The sequence below is a fragment of the Aquitalea palustris genome, from assembly GCF_003693445.1.
Classification (GTDB): domain Bacteria; phylum Pseudomonadota; class Gammaproteobacteria; order Burkholderiales; family Chromobacteriaceae; genus Aquitalea; species Aquitalea palustris.
This window is the reverse complement of the sequence record NZ_RFAR01000083.1, coordinates 1-1,486: the sequence shown is the minus strand read 5'-3', so window position 1 is coordinate 1,486 and position 1,486 is coordinate 1. Positions and strand designations below refer to the sequence as shown.

Below are 1,486 nucleotides of genomic sequence, written 5' to 3'. Positions count from 1 at the left end.
ATTGGCCGGAATTAAAAATGTGGCATATTGTCGCAGCCCAAACTGCCTGCCAATAAAAAAGCCCACCATGCAGGTGGGCTGAATGACTAAACGCAGTCGGCTCAGAACTTGTAGCTGAAGGCGGTATACAGCGAACGGGCAGCTCCCGGCACGCCAACACCCCAGGCAATGCTGTTGATGCCCATGGTGGCACCCTGGCCGGTATAGGCCCCGCCCAGCGGCAGCGTGTAGAAGCGGTTGAACACATTGTCGATGCCCACATCCACGCTGAATTGCTTGGTTTCATAGCGGGTGCGCAAGTTGAACAAGCTATAGCCAGGGGTTTTGGCCTCATTACGCACGGCAGAAACCTCAGTCTTGGCGCGGACTGCCTGCCATTCGGCAGTGCTGGTCCATTGCCCCAGCTTATTCACCAGCGCCAGTTTGGCGTTGAGCGGCATGATGTTGTACAGATTGTCGCCGGTGCTCAGGTTTTCGCCACGGGTGTAGCTGAGCTGGGCGGTTGCATCAAAGCTGCCATAGGCCGTGTTTTTGGCTAGCTGCAGCTTGCCACTGACATCCACGCCGTATAGCTGGGCGTTCTGGTTGACGTATTGCAGCACCACATAGCCGGTAGTCGCAGTACTGCTGGCATCGTAGCGCTTGGCGTCGATATAGTTTTGCACGTAGCTGTAATACGGACTGACCCTGAACAGCCACGCTTCGCCATCCGCCGCATGCCAGTCAAGGCTGCTGCTCAGGGTATTGGCCACTTCCGGCTTGAGGTTGGGGTTACCCACATAACCGTTACCATCACCGGCAAAGTTATTCATGATGGAGGTCATGCTGTCGGTGGCCCAGGTATAGCGCTCGTACAGATTGGGCGAACGGGTCTTGCGGGCAAAAGCCAGTTCGTACTGCTCGGTTGCTGAGGGGGTGTAGCGGGTCAGGGCCGAAAAGTCGATATTGTTGTCGGTACGGGCATGGCTCTGGGCATTGAAGGCAGCAGCGTCGCTGTCATACATGCTGCTATAGCCGGACACATTGTCGGCATTGGTTTTCACCTGGCTCAGACGGGTACCGATGATGCTGCGCCATTGCGGGGTCCAGTCCGCCTGCCATTCGGCAAACACATCCAGTTTGTCGCGCTTGCCGTTCTTGATGTTCCAGAAGGTTTCCGGCCCCATCATCATGGTGTCCCCTGCGACCGGCGGCCACCAGTCATTCAACTGGTAGCGCTGGAATTCGGTACCCAGCTTCAGCTTGTTGCTGGCATTCAGCGGCAGATCCAGCGTCAGGCTGCCACCCTGGGTATGGCTGGCGGTGTCCATCGGCATGCCGATGTCGCCCATGTAATCCAGCTGCTTGTCATTGCCGAAATCCATGTGGTGACGCACATACTGGCTGTACAGCCGCGCATCCAGCTCGCCCCAGGCAAACTGGCCGTTGTAGTGCAGGTTCAGCTGGTCGCTGCTGTTGTCGGTCATGTCCATGCGCTGGTTGGCAA

1 protein-coding gene is annotated in these 1,486 nt (G+C 57.3%); it reads right to left on the bottom strand.

All coding sequences use genetic code 11. The annotated features are described in order from the left end of the window. Positions 1 to 101: 101 nt before the first annotated feature. A partial coding sequence (locus EAY64_RS20445; RefSeq protein ID WP_158604722.1) for a TonB-dependent receptor occupies positions 102 to 1,486 on the bottom strand: 1,385 nt, incomplete at its 5' end.